Source organism: Staphylococcus sp. LKG4-2, assembly GCF_050955665.1.
GTDB lineage: Bacteria > Bacillota > Bacilli > Staphylococcales > Staphylococcaceae > Staphylococcus > Staphylococcus saprophyticus.
In genome coordinates this window covers 2463826-2481313 of the sequence record NZ_CP194532.1, presented here as the reverse complement: position 1 = coordinate 2481313, position 17488 = coordinate 2463826, and the positions used below count along the sequence as shown (strand labels likewise).

Below are 17488 nucleotides of genomic sequence, written 5' to 3'. Positions count from 1 at the left end.
CGTTTTCTTTTTGTCTAATTATATTGGGTGATTTAGTAAAAGTAAACACGCAATTTTTGAGGGGTGAATCTGTTTGGCAGGTCAATTTGTCCAATATGGAAGACATCGTAAACGTAGAAACTATGCGAGAATTTCAGAGGTATTAGAATTACCGAATTTAATTGAGATTCAAACTAAGTCTTACGATTGGTTCTTAGAAGAAGGTTTATTAGAAATGTTTAGAGACATTTCTCCGATTGAAGATTTCACAGGCAATCTATCTTTAGAGTTTGTAGATTACAGACTTGGAGAACCGAAATATGATTTAGAAGAATCTAAAAACCGTGATACAACGTATTCTGCACCTCTACGTGTTAAAGTGCGTTTGATTATCAAGGAAACTGGCGAAGTAAAAGAACAAGAAGTGTTTATGGGTGATTTCCCATTAATGACAGATACAGGTACATTCGTAATTAACGGTGCTGAACGTGTTATCGTTTCACAATTAGTTCGTTCACCATCCGTATACTTCAATGAAAAACTAGATAAAAATGGTCGTACCAACTTCGATGCTACAATTATTCCAAACCGTGGTGCTTGGTTAGAATATGAAACAGATGCAAAAGATGTTGTTTACGTACGTATTGATAGAACTAGAAAATTACCATTAACAGTATTATTACGTGCTTTAGGTTTCTCTACAGATCAAGAAATCGTTGATCTTTTAGGTGACAATGAGTATTTACGTAATACTTTAGAAAAAGATGGTACAGAAACAACAGATCAAGCGCTATTAGAAATCTATGAGCGTTTACGCCCTGGTGAACCACCTACAGTAGAAAATGCTAAGAGTCTTTTATATTCTCGTTTCTTCGATCCGAAACGTTATGACCTAGCAAGCGTAGGTCGTTACAAAGCAAACAAAAAACTTCATTTAAAACACCGCTTGTTTAATCAAAAATTAGCAGAACCTATTGTTAATACTGAAACAGGTGAAATTGTTGCTGAAGAAGGTACTGTGCTTGATCGTCGTAATCTCGATGAAATCATGGATGTACTGGAAGCAAATGCTAACAGTGAAGTCTTTGAGTTAGAAGGTACAGTGATTGATGAACCTGTTGAAATTCAATCTATTAAAGTTTATGTTCCTAACGATGAAGAAGGACGTACAACGACAGTGATTGGTAATGCATTCCCTGATTCAGAAGTGAAATGTATTACACCAGCAGATATTATTGCATCAATGTCTTACTTCTTTAACTTATTAAGTGGTATTGGCTTCACAGATGATATTGACCACCTTGGTAACCGTCGTCTACGTTCAGTAGGTGAATTGTTACAAAACCAATTCCGTATTGGTTTATCAAGAATGGAACGTGTTGTACGTGAAAGAATGTCTATCCAAGACACTGATTCTGTAACGCCACAACAATTAATCAATATTCGTCCAGTGATTGCATCTATCAAAGAATTCTTTGGTAGTTCACAATTATCACAATTCATGGACCAAGCGAATCCGTTAGCTGAGTTAACGCATAAACGTCGTTTATCAGCTCTAGGACCTGGTGGTTTAACGCGTGAACGTGCTCAAATGGAAGTACGTGACGTTCACTATTCTCACTATGGCCGTATGTGTCCAATTGAAACGCCAGAGGGTCCAAACATCGGACTTATTAACTCGTTATCTAGTTATGCGCGTGTAAATGAATTCGGCTTTATTGAAACACCTTACCGTAAAGTGGATCTTGAAACGAATTCAATCACGGATCAAATTGACTATTTAACAGCTGATGAAGAAGATAGCTATGTTGTAGCACAAGCAAACTCAACATTAGACGAGAATGGCCGTTTCACAGCAGACGAAGTTGTTTGTCGTTTCCGTGGTAATAATACAGTTATGGCCAAAGAAAAAATGGATTATATGGATGTCTCACCTAAACAAGTTGTTTCTGCAGCGACAGCATGTATTCCTTTCTTAGAAAACGATGACTCTAACCGTGCATTGATGGGTGCGAACATGCAACGTCAAGCAGTGCCATTGATGAATCCAGAATCACCATTTGTAGGTACAGGTATGGAGCACGTGGCAGCACGTGACTCTGGTGCAGCAATTGTTGCAAAACGTAAAGGTCGCGTTGAGCACGTTGAATCTAATGAAATTCTTGTTCGTCAACTTATCGAAGAAGACGGTCAAGAATACGAAGGCGAATTAGATCGCTATCCATTAGCTAAATTCAAACGTTCAAATACGGGTACTTGTTATAACCAAAGACCTATCGTTGCTTCTGGTGACGTAGTAACTAAAGGTGAAATTTTAGCCGATGGTCCTTCAATGGAACTTGGTGAAATGGCATTAGGTAGAAACGTAGTTGTTGGTTTCATGACTTGGGACGGTTACAACTATGAGGATGCTGTTATTATGAGTGAACGCCTAGTTAAAGATGACGTATATACGTCTATTCATATTGAAGAGTATGAATCAGAAGCGCGTGATACGAAACTAGGACCTGAAGAAATCACTCGCGATATTCCTAACGTTTCTGACAGTGCACTTAAAAACTTAGATGACCGTGGTATTGTATACGTCGGCGCTGAAGTTAATGATGGTGACATTTTAGTAGGTAAAGTAACGCCTAAAGGTGTAACAGAATTAACTGCAGAAGAACGTTTACTACACGCTATCTTTGGTGAAAAAGCACGTGAAGTTCGCGATACATCATTACGCGTACCTCATGGTGCAGGTGGTATTGTTCTAGATGTTAAAGTCTTTAACCGTGAAGAAGGAGACGATACATTATCTCCAGGTGTTAACCAATTAGTGCGTGTTTATATCGTTCAAAAACGTAAAATTCACGTAGGAGATAAAATGTGTGGTCGTCATGGTAACAAAGGTGTTATTTCTAAACTTGTTCCTGAAGAAGATATGCCATATCTTCCAGACGGCACACCAATCGATATCATGTTGAACCCACTTGGTGTTCCTTCACGTATGAATATCGGACAAGTATTAGAGCTACACTTAGGTATGGCTGCTAAAAACTTAGGTATTCACGTTGCATCACCAGTATTTGATGGTGCAAGTGATGAAGACGTTTGGTCAACAATTGAAGAAGCTGGTATGGCTCGTGATGGTAAGACAGTATTATACGATGGACGTACGGGTGAACCATTCGATAACAGAATTTCAGTCGGCGTTATGTACATGCTGAAACTTGCACACATGGTTGATGACAAACTACACGCACGTTCAACTGGACCATATTCACTTGTAACGCAACAACCACTTGGTGGTAAAGCACAATTTGGTGGGCAACGTTTCGGTGAAATGGAGGTATGGGCACTTGAAGCTTACGGTGCTGCATATACACTTCAAGAAATTTTAACTTACAAATCCGATGATACAGTAGGTCGTGTGAAAACATATGAATCTATTGTTAAAGGTGAAAATATTACTAAACCAGGTGTTCCTGAATCATTCCGAGTATTGATGAAAGAATTACAAAGTTTAGGACTAGATGTTAAAATCATGGACGAGCATGACAATGAAATTGACATGCAAGATAATGAAGAAGAAGATGTCGTTGAACGTAAAGTGGATCTTCAACAAAAAGATGCTCCACAATCACAAAAAGAAGTTACAGACTAATTGCATTTAAGTTTATAAATGAATATGCCGTGAAGAGCTGTGTGCTTAATTAGTGCACACTCTAAGCGGGCATTTCATTATTGATATAGAGCAATCAATCAATTTGCACAGCTAATCTAAATTGAAGGAGGTAGGCTCCTTGATTGATGTAAATAATTTCCATTATATGAAAATAGGACTTGCTTCACCTGAAAAAATCCGTTCATGGTCTTTTGGTGAGGTTAAAAAGCCAGAAACAATAAACTATCGTACTTTAAAACCAGAAAAAGATGGTCTATTCTGTGAAAGAATATTTGGACCTACAAAAGACTGGGAATGTAGTTGTGGTAAATACAAACGCGTACGTTACAAAGGTATGGTTTGTGATAGATGTGGCGTAGAAGTAACTAAATCTAAAGTGCGCCGTGAAAGAATGGGGCACATTGAATTAGCTGCACCTGTATCACACATTTGGTATTTCAAAGGTATTCCAAGCCGTATGGGTCTATTATTAGACATGTCACCAAGAGCGTTAGAAGAAGTTATTTACTTTGCTTCATACGTTGTTGTTAATCCAGGACCAACTGGATTAGAGAAAAAGACATTATTATCTGAAGCTGAATTCAGAGAATACTATGATAAATTCCCTGGTAAATTCACAGCTAAAATGGGTGCTGAAGGTATCAAAGAATTACTTGAAGAAATTGATTTAGATGCTGAACTCAAGCACTTACGTGATGAGTTGGAATCAGCTACTGGTCAAAGACTTACTCGTGCAATTAAACGTTTAGAAGTTGTTGAATCATTCAGACATTCTGGTAACAACCCAGCATGGATGATCTTAGACGTACTTCCAATTATCCCACCAGAAATCAGACCAATGGTTCAATTAGATGGTGGACGTTTTGCGACAAGTGATTTAAATGATTTATACCGCCGTGTTATCAACCGTAACAACCGTTTGAAACGTTTATTAGACTTAGGTGCTCCTGGCATCATCGTACAAAATGAAAAACGTATGTTACAAGAGGCTGTTGACGCACTTATTGATAATGGTCGTCGTGGCCGTCCAGTAACTGGTCCAGGTAACCGTCCATTAAAATCACTTTCACACATGTTAAAAGGTAAACAAGGTCGTTTCCGTCAAAACTTATTAGGTAAACGTGTTGACTATTCAGGTCGTTCAGTTATTGCAGTTGGACCTAGCTTGAAAATGTATCAATGTGGACTACCTAAAGAAATGGCACTTGAATTGTTCAAACCTTTCATTATGAAAGAATTAGTTCAACGTGAAATTGCGACAAACATCAAAAACGCGAAAAGTAAAATTGAGCGCATGGATGATGAAGTATGGGACGTATTAGAAGATGTTATTAAAGAACACCCAGTTCTTTTAAACCGTGCACCTACACTTCACAGATTAGGTATCCAAGCATTTGAACCTACACTTGTTGAAGGTCGTGCGATCCGTCTACATCCACTTGCTACAACAGCTTATAATGCCGACTTTGATGGTGACCAAATGGCTGTTCACGTACCATTATCTAAAGAAGCTCAAGCTGAAGCGCGTATGTTAATGTTAGCAGCGCAAAACATCTTGAACCCTAAAGATGGTAAACCAGTTGTTACACCATCACAAGATATGGTATTAGGTAACTATTACCTTACATTAGAGCGTAAAGAAGCAGTGAATACAGGTACGATTTATAATGATACGAACGAAGTACTAAAAGCTTATGCAAATGGCTACGTTCACTTGCATACAAGAATTGGTGTACACGCAGCATCATTCAATAATCCTACTTTCACTGAAGAACAAAACAAAAAAATCTTACTAACGTCTGTTGGTAAAGTAATATTTAATGAAATCATTCCTGATTCATTTGCATATATCAATGAACCAACACAAACGAACTTGGAAAATAAAACACCTGAGAAATATTTCATTGCACCAACTGAAATTGGTGAAGAAGGCTTGAAAGCTTACTTTGATGAACAACCGTTAATCAAACCTTTCAATAAGAATTTCCTAGGAAATGTTATTGCAGAAGTGTTCAACCGTTTCAGTATCACTGATACGTCAATGATGTTAGATAGAATGAAAGACTTAGGATTCAAGTTCTCATCTAAAGCAGGTATCACTGTTGGTGTATCTGATATTGTGGTACTACCAGACAAACAAGATATCTTAGATGAACATGAAAAACTCGTTGAAAAAGTAACGAAACAATTTAATCGTGGTTTAATCACTGATTTTGAACGTTACAACGCAGTAATCGAAATTTGGACAGATGCCAAAGATCAAATTCAAAACGAATTGATGGGCTCACTAGAAGAAACAAACCCTATCTTTATGATGAGTGACTCTGGTGCCCGTGGTAACGCGTCTAACTTTACACAGTTAGCAGGTATGCGTGGACTTATGGCTGCGCCTTCTGGTGAAATTATCGAATTACCAATCACGTCTTCATTCCGTGAAGGTTTAACAGTGTTAGAATACTTCATCTCTACTCACGGTGCGCGTAAAGGTCTTGCCGATACAGCACTTAAAACAGCCGATTCTGGTTATCTTACTCGTCGACTTGTTGACGTTGCTCAAGATGTTATTGTACGTGAGGAAGATTGTGGTACTGACCGTGGTTTACTTGTTTCAGATATCAAAGAAGGTACTGAAATGATTGAACCATTCATCGAACGTATTGAAGGTCGTTATTCTAAAGAAACAATTCGTCATCCAGAAACAAATGAAGTAATTGTTAATCCTGACGAATTAGTAACTGCAGAAATCGCTAAGAAAATTACTGATGCTGGTATTGAGGAAATGTATATCCGTTCAGCATTTACATGTAACACACGTCATGGTGTATGTGAAAAATGTTACGGTAAAAACCTTGCAACTGGTGAAAAAGTTGAAGTTGGTGAAGCAGTTGGTACAATTGCTGCCCAATCAATTGGTGAACCAGGTACACAGCTTACAATGCGTACATTCCATACAGGTGGTGTAGCAGGTAGCGATATCACACAAGGTCTTCCTCGTATCCAAGAGATCTTCGAAGCACGTAATCCTAAAGGTCAAGCCGTGATTACTGAAATCGAAGGTGTTGTTGATGACATCAAATTAGCGAAAGATCGCCAACAAGAAATTGTAATTAAAGGCGCTAATGAAACGAAATCTTATCTAGCTTCTGGTACTTCAAGATTGAAAGTAGAAGTTGGACAAAGTGTTGAACGTGGTGAAGTTCTAACAGAAGGTTCAATTGAGCCTAAGAACTATTTATCTGTATCAGGTTTAAATGCAACAGAAAGTTATTTACTAAAAGAAGTTCAAAAAGTTTACCGTATGCAAGGTGTTGAAATCGATGATAAACACGTTGAGGTTATGGTAAGACAAATGTTACGTAAAGTACGTATCATTGAAGCTGGAGATACTAAGTTACTTCCAGGTTCATTAGTAGATATTCATAACTTTACTGATGCCAACCGTGAAGCATTTAAAGAACGTAAACGTCCTGCAACAGCTAAACCAGTATTACTAGGTATTACGAAAGCGTCTCTTGAAACTGAAAGCTTCTTATCAGCGGCTTCATTCCAAGAAACAACACGTGTACTTACTGATGCTGCAATTAAAGGTAAACGTGATAACTTACTCGGTCTTAAAGAGAATGTTATTATCGGTAAATTAATTCCAGCTGGTACAGGTATGAGACGTTATAGAGATGTTGAATACGATAAAGCTTCACCTGAAACTGAAATTGTAGAAGAAGTACAAACTACTGAAATATAATTTTGAGTTAAATGAACAAGGTGGTCGGAATGCGATTTTCGATCACTTTGTTTTTTAATTATTTTTGCAAAATTATTGGATTTAAAGTTGACTCAGCAGTAATGAAAATGTTATTATTATTAAGGTTGATGCAAGCAGAACTTTGGAGGATATTTATATGTCTAATGAAAAAGTTGCACGCTTTAACAAACAACATTTTGTTATTGGTCTTAAACAAACGCTAAAAGCTTTGAATAAAGATCAAGTTACATCATTGATTATCGCTGAAGACGTAGAAGTTCATCTTATGACTCGCGTGTTGAGCCAAATCAATCACAAACACATACCTGTTTCATTTTTCGAAAGCAAACAAGCTTTAGGGAAATATGTAGGTATAAACGTTAATGCAGCTATTGTTGCATTATTAAAATGAGATTAGTAAGAATGATTCTTACTAAATTTTATTTACCCTTAAAATGAACCACCTGGATGTGTGGGATTATAAATGAGGAAAGGAGGAACTAATCATGCCAACTATTAATCAATTGGTACGCAAACCAAGACAAAGTAAATCAAAAAAATCTGATTCACCAGCATTAAACAGAAATTTTAACAGTAAAAAGAAAAAATTTACTGATTTAAATTCACCACAAAAACGTGGGGTTTGTACTCGTGTCGGTACTATGACACCTAAAAAACCTAACTCAGCGTTACGTAAATATGCGCGTGTTCGTTTGTCTAACAACATTGAAATCAATGCGTATATCCCTGGTATCGGACATAACTTACAAGAACACAGTGTTGTACTTGTACGTGGTGGACGTGTAAAAGACTTACCTGGTGTACGTTACCATATCGTACGTGGTGCACTTGATACTTCAGGTGTTGATGGACGTAGACAAGGCCGTTCATTATACGGAACTAAAAAACCTAAAAAATAAGTTTAAGATTGCGTAAATTTTCGCTATAAAATTTAAAATTATACTATAGTAGGAAGGGAGGATTTACATTATGCCTCGTAAAGGATCAGTACCAAAAAGAGACGTATTACCAGATCCAATTCACAACTCTAAATTAGTTACAAAATTGATCAACAAAATTATGTTAGATGGTAAACGTGGAACAGCACAAAGAATTCTTTATTCTGCATTCGACTTAGTTAAAGAACGTAGTGGTCGTGAAGCAGTTGAAGTTTTCGAAGAAGCTATCGATAACATCATGCCAGTATTAGAAGTTAAAGCTCGCCGTGTAGGTGGTTCTAACTATCAAGTACCAGTAGAAGTTCGTCCAGAGCGTCGTACTACATTAGGTCTTCGTTGGTTAGTTAACTATTCGCGTCTTCGTGGTGAAAAAACTATGGAAGAACGTTTAGCTAACGAAATCTTAGATGCTGCTAACAACACTGGTGGAGCAGTTAAGAAACGTGAAGACACACATAAAATGGCTGAAGCTAACAAAGCATTCGCTCACTATCGTTGGTAGGATAGTAGCTTTTTCCCTGAGCATGTTCCACAAAGATAGTTTACTATCACCGGTGCGTGTTTAGGGCATCGCCATATTTAAAGTATTTATTCGCAGTTATACTGGAAGGAGAAAAATACATGGCTAGAGATTTTAGTTTAGATAGAACTCGTAATATCGGTATCATGGCTCACATCGATGCTGGTAAAACAACTACGACTGAACGTATTCTTTACTATACTGGACGTATCCATAAAATTGGTGAAACACACGAAGGTGCTTCACAAATGGACTGGATGGAACAGGAACAAGACCGCGGTATCACTATCACATCAGCTGCAACGACAGCAGAATGGGATAACCACCGTGTAAACATCATCGATACACCTGGACACGTAGACTTCACTGTTGAAGTTGAACGTTCATTACGTGTACTTGATGGCGCAGTAACAGTATTAGATGCACAATCAGGTGTTGAACCTCAAACTGAAACAGTTTGGCGTCAGGCAACAACTTATGGTGTACCTCGTATTGTTTTCGTTAACAAAATGGACAAATTAGGTGCTAACTTTGAATACTCAGTAAGCACAATTCATGACCGTTTACAAGCTAACGCGCAACCAATTCAGTTACCTATCGGTGCTGAAGATGAATTTGAAGCAATCATCGACTTAGTTGAAATGACATGTTTCAAATACACAAATGACTTAGGAACTGAAATTGAAGAAATTGAAATTCCTGAAGATCATAAAGAAAGAGCTGAAGAAGCTCGTGCGGCATTAGTTGAAGCAGTTGCTGAAACTGACGACGAATTAATGGAAAAATATCTTGGTGATGAAGAAATTTCAATCTCTGAATTGAAAGCTGCTATCCGTAAAGCAACTACTGATGTAGAATTCTACCCAGTTCTTGTTGGTACAGCATTCAAAAACAAAGGTGTTCAATTGATGCTTAATGCAGTAATTGATTATTTACCTTCACCATTAGATGTTAAACCAATTATTGGTCACCGTGCTGATAATCCAGATGAAGAAGTTATCGCAAAAGCTGATGACAATGCTGAGTTCGCTGCTTTAGCGTTCAAAGTAATGACTGACCCTTATGTTGGTAAATTAACATTCTTCCGTGTTTATTCAGGTACATTATCATCAGGTTCATATGTTAAAAACTCTACGAAGAACAAACGTGAACGTGTAGGGCGTTTACTACAAATGCACGCTAACTCTCGTCAAGAGTTAAACACAGTATATTCAGGAGATATCGCTGCTGCGGTAGGTCTTAAAGATACTGGTACTGGTGATACTTTATGTGGTGAGAAAAATGACATCATCTTGGAATCTATGGATTTCCCAGAGCCTGTTATTCACTTATCAGTTGAACCAAAATCTAAAGCGGACCAAGACAAAATGACTACTGCTTTAGTTAAGTTACAAGAAGAAGATCCTACATTCCATGCACACACAGACGATGAAACTGGACAAGTTATCATTGGTGGTATGGGTGAGCTTCACTTAGATATCTTAGTAGACCGTATGAAGAAAGAATTTAACGTTGAATGTAACGTTGGTGCGCCAATGGTTTCATACCGTGAAACATTTAAATCATCAGCTGAAGTTCAAGGTAAATTCGCTCGTCAATCAGGTGGTCGTGGTCAATATGGTGACGTTAAAATTGAATTCTCACCTAATGAAACAGGTGGCGGTTTCGAATTCGAAAACGCTATCGTTGGTGGTGTAATTCCACGTGAATACATTCCATCAGTTGAAGCAGGTCTTAAAGATTCAATGGAAAACGGTGTATTAGCTGGATATCCTTTAATTGATGTTAAAGCTAGATTATTTGATGGTTCATACCATGATGTCGATTCATCAGAAATGGCCTTCAAAGTCGCTGCATCATTAGCACTTAAAGAAGCTGCTAAAAAATGTGATCCAGTTATCTTAGAACCAATGATGAAAGTAACAATCGAAATGCCTGAAGAGTACATGGGTGACATCATGGGTGACGTAACATCTCGTCGTGGACGTGTTGATGGTATGGAACCTCGTGGTAATGCACAAGTTGTAAATGCTTATGTACCACTTTCAGAAATGTTCGGTTATGCAACATCATTACGTTCAAACACTCAAGGTCGTGGTACTTACACTATGTACTTTGATCACTATGCTGAAGTTCCAAAATCAATTGCTGAAGACATTATCAAGAAAAACAGTGGTAATAAAGCTGAATAATTAAACTTGTTTTGTGGGACAACTGTCTGTACAATACATGTAAAGCTTAATTATGTGGCTTGTAGTTTTATTAATTGATTTTTTGGGAAAAATGCATTATAAAGGTACTGTATGGTCCTTTATACCAAAAAATAAAACAATCTTCTCATGATGGTGAGAAACTGTCATGAGAGATAATTTTAAAAATTTATTTTCTAACGAATAGGAGAGATTTTATAATGGCTAAAGAAAAATTTGACCGCTCAAAAGAACATGCCAATATTGGTACTATTGGTCACGTTGACCATGGTAAAACTACTTTAACAGCTGCTATCGCAACTGTATTAGCAAAAAATGGTGACTCTGTAGCACAATCATATGACATGATTGACAACGCTCCAGAAGAAAAAGAACGTGGTATTACAATCAATACTTCACACATCGAGTATACTACTGACAAACGTCACTATGCTCACGTTGACTGCCCAGGTCACGCTGACTATGTTAAAAACATGATCACTGGTGCTGCACAAATGGACGGAGCTATCTTAGTAGTATCTGCTGCTGATGGCCCAATGCCACAAACTCGTGAACACATTCTTTTATCACGTAACGTTGGTGTTCCAGCATTAGTTGTATTCTTAAACAAAGTTGACATGGTTGACGATGAAGAATTATTAGAATTAGTAGAAATGGAAGTTCGTGACTTATTAAGCGAATATGACTTCCCAGGTGACGATGTACCTGTAATCTCTGGTTCTGCATTAAAAGCTTTAGAAGGCGACGCTGACTATGAGCAAAAAATCTTAGACTTAATGCAAGCTGTTGATGACTTCATTCCAACACCAGAACGTGATTCTGACAAACCATTCATGATGCCAGTTGAGGACGTATTCTCAATCACTGGTCGTGGTACTGTTGCTACAGGCCGTGTTGAACGTGGTCAAATCAAAGTCGGTGAAGAAATCGAAATCATCGGTATGCAAGAAGAATCAAGCAAAACAACTGTTACTGGTGTAGAAATGTTCCGTAAATTATTAGACTACGCTGAAGCTGGTGACAACATTGGTGCATTATTACGTGGTGTTTCACGTGATGACGTACAACGTGGTCAAGTTTTAGCTGCTCCTGGTACTATTACACCACATACAAAATTCAAAGCGGATGTTTACGTTTTATCTAAAGATGAAGGTGGTCGTCATACACCATTCTTCACTAACTACCGCCCACAATTCTATTTCCGTACTACTGACGTAACTGGTGTTGTTAACTTACCAGAAGGTACTGAAATGGTTATGCCTGGCGATAACGTTGAAATGGATGTTGAATTAATTTCTCCAATCGCTATTGAAGACGGTACTCGTTTCTCTATCCGTGAAGGTGGACGTACTGTTGGATCAGGCGTTGTTACAGTAATCAACGAATAATATAAATTTCTATCTATGATAGATTTTTAAGAGACTCTTTAGGGAGTCTCTTTTTTCATAGAACCCCTATTCACTATGTGAATTAGGGGTTCTTAGTGCATTAGCTGCTAGCTAATGTAAACCAAATCAATTCAGTTTCTGAATTAAGGGGCTTAATGCATTAGATAATAGCTAATGTTAAACAAGGAAAGGCGATGTCATTATTAAGTGACATCGCCTGTTTTGATTTGCTTTTATATAAAGGATTACATTCGCTTATGCGAATGCATAAGTCTTACTAATTCAGCTCAGCTGGAAAGTAAGACTATAAAGTCATGTAATGACTAAGGCTAGTAAGGTTTACTTGAGCTAAAGCTCATGCATAAAAGCACCTAAGTCATGCAATGACTAAGGCTAGTAAGGTTTACTTGAGCTAAAGCTCATGCATAAAAGCCACTAACGTAACTAAGTTACGAAGTGGCTTTAACAATTACGTTTTCGAGTTCAAGGATTTTTAGGAATTCGCATGCTGCATATTTCATTGCCTTTTCATCAATATTGAAGTTCGGGCTATGATGTGGGTGTGTAGTCTCTTTTTCTGGATTACCACAACCAGTTAAAAAGAATGCACCAGGGCGAACTTTTAAATAGTGTGAGAAATCTTCACCAATCATCATTAACTCAGATTCATAGAAACGTAAATTCATCTCATTTGCAGCTTGTTTAACAATTTCATAATTATTTGGATGATTGTGTACAGGTAGGTAGCCTTTAACATAATCTAATGTATAAGTAATGTCATTTGCTAGAGCAAGCCCCTGCAATAATTTGTCCATTTTAGTGATAATATGACTTTGGACTTCTGTATCAAAGGTACGAACGGTGCCTTTACAGAAAGCAGAGTCAGGAATAATATTGTCGGCTGAACCTGCTTGAACCATACCAAAGCTTATCACAGCTTGTTTAACTGGATCAATTGTTCGTGAGACAATCTTCTGAGCACTCATAATGAATTCTGCCATAATTACTACTGGATCAATCGTTTCATGGGGTTTAGCACCATGGCCGCCTTTACCTTGAATGGTGATATTAAATTCATCGGGAGATGCCATCATAGCACCAGGACGTGAATAAATCATACCTGTTGGATAACCTGTCCATAAATGATTACCATAAATTTTGTCTACGTTGCTGAGACAACCATCATCAATCATTTCTTGTGAGCCGCCTGGCATAATTTCTTCACCATATTGAAAGATTAATACAACATCGCCATTTAGTGAGGATAAATGATTCTCAATAATTTCTGCCACACCAAGTAAGATTGCTGTATGACCGTCATGGCCACATGCATGCATGGCACCTGGATTTTTAGATTTATATGATACGTCTGTTAATTCATCTATTGGTAAGGCATCGAAGTCGGCACGTAAGGCAACTGTAGGGCCATCACCCTGTCCTTTGAATGTTGCAACAATACCATTTCTACCAACTGGTGTACGTATCTCGCAAGATAATTGACTTAATTGATTCATGATAAAGTCATGTGTGTGATGTTCTTCAAATGATAATTCAGGATATTGGTGTAGATAACGACGTACTTGCACCATCCTACTTTCTTTTTGTTGTGCTAGTTGAAACCAATCAAACAACTTCAACCCTTCTTCCTTCAGCATTTTCATCCATTATATCATTTTACGTGTAGCAACTGTAGGTACAAATAATTAACAAAGCTATTAAATTGTAGAAAACGCTTTCTAATATATCATTATTCTACTTTCCACAATTTAAAAAATAGGTTATGATTAACTTGAAAACTAAGATAACTCAAAGGGGGACTTGCAGTGGTTCAATCACTACATGGCTTTTTAGATGAAAATATTCAATATTTAAAAGATAATGGTTTATATAATGAGATAGATACAATTGAAGGCGCCAATGGACCTGAAATTACTATCAATGGGAAAAATTATGTTAACTTATCTTCAAACAATTATTTAGGACTAGCAACAAACGAAGATTTGAAACAAGCAGCAAAAGATGCAATTGATACACATGGTGTAGGTGCCGGTGCTGTGCGTTCAATCAATGGGACATTAGATGTACATGATGAATTAGAGAAAACACTTGCTGAATTTAAAGGTACTGAAGCAGCAATTGCATATCAATCTGGATTCAACTGTAATATGGCTGCCATTTCAGCAGTTATGAATAAAAATGATGCAATTCTTTCTGATGAATTAAATCATGCATCTATTATTGATGGTTGTCGTTTATCTAAAGCGAAGATTATTCGTGTAAACCATTCAGATATGGAAGATTTACGCGCTAAAGCAAAAGAAGCCGTTGAATCAGGACAATACAATAAAGTAATGTACATTACTGATGGTGTTTTCAGTATGGATGGTGATGTTGCTAAACTACCAGAAATCGTAGAAATTGCTGAAGAATTTGGCTTAATCACATATGTTGATGATGCACATGGTTCTGGTGTTATGGGTAAAGGTGCTGGTACGGTTAAACATTTTGGCTTACAAGACAAGATTGATTTCCAAATTGGTACATTATCAAAAGCGATTGGTGTCGTTGGCGGTTATGTAGCAGGTACGCAATCATTAATCGACTGGTTAAAAGCACAATCAAGACCTTTCTTATTCTCAACTTCTTTAGCACCTGGAGATACGAAAGCCATCACAGAAGCAGTTAAAAAACTAATGGCTTCTACAGAATTACATGATAAACTTTGGGAAAATGGCAATTATCTTAAAGATGGTTTGAAAAAATTAGGCTTTGATATAGGTAATTCGGAATCTCCAATCACACCTGTTATTATTGGTGATGAAAAAGAAACACAAGCCTTTAGCCGTCGTTTGAAAGAAGAAGGCGTATATGTAAAATCCATCGTATTCCCAACTGTTCCTAAAGGTACAGGTCGAGTGCGTAATATGCCAACAGCTGCACATACAAAAGAAATGTTAGATCAAGCATTAGCAGCATTTGAAAAAGTTGGTAAAGAACTAGGTACAATTAAATAAATATAACCGTTCATGTATAGCAGCGTGAATATAGTACAAAATTAAGTTTAAAACGTTTGGAGATGGTATGTCTTCAAGCGTTTTTACTATATAATGGCAACACATTATTGTATGGAGTGTGATAAATATGACAAAGTTAATCATCATTAGAGGTAACTCTGGCAGTGGAAAGACAACGATCGCACAGAAATTACAACATACATTAGGCACAGGTGTGATGTTAGTAGGGCAAGATGACATACGTCGCAATATGTTGAATGTATCTGACCAACCTAATAATTTAGCCATTCAACTTATAGAAGACATTGTGAATTATGGCATCGCACATTGCGATTATGTTATTTTAGAAGGTATTTTAAATAGTGCTAAATACGGTTCAATGATTGAGCGCTTAATGAATCAAATTAACGTAGACGCATACGCTTATTATTTCAAACTACCATTTCATGAAACAGTAAGAAGACACCATTTGAAAGATGAAACAGATTTTGGTGAAGAAGCAATGATGCGTTGGTTTGTTGAAAATGACATATTAAAGGTAAACCAAGAAACGTATCTATACCAAGAAATGTCTGAAAATGAAATAATAAGGAAGATTCTAGAAGATATCATTTAATATAAAAATTTGAACATAATTAAACTAGCCTGTGATACGGTATCAATACATAATCACAGACTAGTAGTTATTATTATTATTTGAAAGGATTTTTAGACTTTTGCGCAGCTTCACGATTTTCTTTATTTTGCATAAATGGTATAGCAAACCATAAGATGTGTAACATACTTGCTAAAATAATAAGTACAATAGGTATAAAGATTTCAATAATACTTATATCTACGACAAATGATGCAAGCACAAAAGCAGTAATTGACGGTATGGCACAAACGATTACGACAGTTAACAATACAAATTGTATGACTTGTGTCGTTAAGGGACTATAAATATCCATAATCAAGATGGCGATATAAAATAGTGTAATAAATGCGAGTAACACCACAACCCAACCGGTCGACATACCACCTTGTGTTTTAATATAGTCTTGATAAGGTGATAGCGTCGGTAAAATAAATAGAATGACGGTGGATAACCATGATAAGATTCCGAAAAAGATAAAGAAAATTTTTGAAGTATTATTGTTATTCATAAAAAACACCTCCTAAGATACAAAATCTTTGTTGGCTTATATTTGATTTATTTAATAGTTGGTATTGTATAATATACTCGTATTTTATTGGTGACGCTTACATTTATATGTATACCCGTTAAATAAAGTTTTAAAGCATCATAAAAAAGGTATTAAATAGGTATAAGCATGTTATTGCATACATCAGTGATGTTGTGATAACAATAAAACACAAAGCTATTCATTATATAATAGATAAAGTGTGCGAGTGAACATGATAAGGGGATTTTAAATGCATAAAAATTTGGGGTTGCATTTCACTACACAACGTCTTATCATTAGACCGTTGGAAGAAAATGATTACGAATCATGGTTAAATGGGTTTGTAAATAGAAAGCCATCACAATATAGGCATGACAAAGGTCAAGTAGATATGTCAGATGCTACAGAACCTTGGTTCGCGGCAATGGTGACTAGACAGCAACAAGCGATTGAAGCGGATGATTTATATATATTTGGTATTTTTGATAAAGCGCATCAACATATAGGTATGCTCAATATTAAGAACTTAAGTAGAGATCAATTCCAATGGGCTGAAATTGGCTACTTTATTCATAATCAATATTGGCATCAAGGATTTGCTTACGAAGCTTTGACTGAATTAGTAAAACAAACACGAGACACATTACATTTTCATAGAATTGAAGCGCATATTAATTTGGATAATAATCCATCTATCCAATTGATTGAAAAGTTAGGCTTTCAATTCGAATGTGTGCGCAAAGGTTTTATTTTTGAAAATGAACAATGGACAGATCATTATGTGTATTATATCAACACACATGATAATCATTTATAAACGTAGGTCGAGAAAGGAAGGAGTGT

At 36.7% G+C, this 17488-nt stretch carries 12 protein-coding genes; 10 read left to right on the top strand and 2 right to left on the bottom strand.

Annotated elements, in window-relative coordinates; genetic code table 11:
• Nucleotides 1-73 precede the first annotated feature (73 nt).
• The 7 genes from rpoB (at nucleotide 74) to tuf (ending at nucleotide 12465) form a co-directional block, all read left to right on the top strand.
• Nucleotides 74-3625, top strand: coding sequence for a DNA-directed RNA polymerase subunit beta (gene rpoB, locus ACM6UH_RS12215; RefSeq protein ID WP_047502362.1), 3552 nt, complete (start codon nucleotides 74-76; stop codon nucleotides 3623-3625).
• Between the two features lie 166 nt (nucleotides 3626-3791).
• Nucleotides 3792-7388, top strand: a complete 3597-nt coding sequence (gene rpoC, locus ACM6UH_RS12210) for a DNA-directed RNA polymerase subunit beta' (RefSeq protein WP_162489488.1) — start codon at nucleotides 3792-3794, stop codon at nucleotides 7386-7388.
• A gap of 157 nt (nucleotides 7389-7545) precedes the next feature.
• Nucleotides 7546-7800 carry a ribosomal L7Ae/L30e/S12e/Gadd45 family protein gene (locus ACM6UH_RS12205; protein WP_011303837.1) on the top strand — a complete coding sequence of 85 codons (255 nt, stop codon included), beginning with the start codon at nucleotides 7546-7548 and terminating at the stop codon, nucleotides 7798-7800.
• 94 nt (nucleotides 7801-7894) lie between these two features.
• Nucleotides 7895-8308, top strand: a complete 414-nt coding sequence (gene rpsL, locus ACM6UH_RS12200; protein WP_002484156.1) for a 30S ribosomal protein S12 — start codon at nucleotides 7895-7897, stop codon at nucleotides 8306-8308.
• 70 nt (nucleotides 8309-8378) lie between these two features.
• Nucleotides 8379-8849: a 30S ribosomal protein S7 gene (gene rpsG / locus ACM6UH_RS12195; protein ID WP_002484155.1), complete on the top strand. Its 471-nt coding sequence runs from the start codon at nucleotides 8379-8381 to the stop codon at nucleotides 8847-8849.
• Nucleotides 8850-8968: 119 nt separating this feature from the next.
• Nucleotides 8969-11059 carry an elongation factor G gene (fusA, locus tag ACM6UH_RS12190; protein ID WP_048787674.1) on the top strand — a complete coding sequence of 697 codons (2091 nt, stop codon included), beginning with the start codon at nucleotides 8969-8971 and terminating at the stop codon, nucleotides 11057-11059.
• Between the two features lie 218 nt (nucleotides 11060-11277).
• A complete protein-coding gene (gene tuf, locus ACM6UH_RS12185; RefSeq protein ID WP_002484153.1) occupies nucleotides 11278-12465 on the top strand; it encodes an elongation factor Tu in 1188 nt (395 codons plus the stop codon).
• 449 nt (nucleotides 12466-12914) lie between these two features.
• On the opposite strand, the gene ACM6UH_RS12180 is transcribed toward tuf, so the two are convergent.
• A complete protein-coding gene (locus ACM6UH_RS12180; protein ID WP_047502353.1) occupies nucleotides 12915-14096 on the bottom strand; it encodes a M20 family metallopeptidase in 1182 nt (393 codons plus the stop codon).
• 192 nt (nucleotides 14097-14288) lie between these two features.
• Between ACM6UH_RS12180 and ACM6UH_RS12175 the strand changes: the two genes are divergently transcribed.
• Together ACM6UH_RS12175 and ACM6UH_RS12170 are read left to right on the top strand one after the other, a co-directional pair.
• Complete coding sequence (locus tag ACM6UH_RS12175) at nucleotides 14289-15479, top strand: glycine C-acetyltransferase (protein WP_002484151.1); 1191 nt, start codon at nucleotides 14289-14291, stop codon at nucleotides 15477-15479.
• 127 nt (nucleotides 15480-15606) lie between these two features.
• Nucleotides 15607-16095 (top strand): kinase, encoded by a 489-nt coding sequence (locus tag ACM6UH_RS12170; RefSeq protein WP_011303834.1) that lies wholly within the window; start codon nucleotides 15607-15609, stop codon nucleotides 16093-16095.
• 76 nt (nucleotides 16096-16171) lie between these two features.
• Here the strand turns inward: ACM6UH_RS12170 and ACM6UH_RS12165 are convergent, their stop codons facing one another.
• On the bottom strand, nucleotides 16172-16624 hold the full coding sequence (locus tag ACM6UH_RS12165) for a hypothetical protein (RefSeq protein WP_011303833.1): 453 nt from the start codon (nucleotides 16622-16624) through the stop codon (nucleotides 16172-16174).
• A 271-nt stretch (nucleotides 16625-16895) separates the two neighbouring features.
• Here ACM6UH_RS12165 and ACM6UH_RS12160 point away from each other — a divergent pair, with 271 nt between their 5' ends.
• Nucleotides 16896-17462 (top strand): GNAT family N-acetyltransferase, encoded by a 567-nt coding sequence (locus ACM6UH_RS12160; RefSeq protein ID WP_048787675.1) that lies wholly within the window; start codon nucleotides 16896-16898, stop codon nucleotides 17460-17462.
• The last annotated feature ends 26 nt before the right edge of the window (nucleotides 17463-17488 follow it).